Raw genomic sequence first — 288 nt, forward strand, 5'->3', positions numbered from 1 at the left:
GGCCCGCCGGGCGCTCGCCGCGGGGACGGCCCCCGCCGCCTGCCCGACCGGACCCGTGCACACGGCGCTGCTCCGGCTCGTCGCCGACATCGAGGCGGGCACCCCGCGCCGTGTCGCCGACGAGCCCGACCCGCTGTTCCTGCCCCGCCCCGCGGCGACGGCACCGCACGGCACGCTCCCCGCCGACACGGCGTCCCACCACACCTGACGCCACGCCCGGCCGCCGCTCCCCCACTGCTCCTCCGCCCGCCGATCCGCCGCTCCTTCTCGATTCAGGGATACGCCACC

The 288-nt window shown here is 79.5% G+C and carries 1 protein-coding gene; it reads left to right on the top strand.

The window, feature by feature from the left end; genetic code table 11:
• On the top strand, positions 1-208 hold a 208-nt coding region (locus GTW43_RS03000), incomplete at its 5' end, for a hypothetical protein (RefSeq protein ID WP_161299994.1).
• Positions 209-288: the final 80 nt, after the last annotated feature.

The sequence above is a fragment of the Streptomyces sp. SID5785 genome, from assembly GCF_009870065.1.
Lineage (GTDB): Bacteria > Actinomycetota > Actinomycetes > Streptomycetales > Streptomycetaceae > Streptomyces.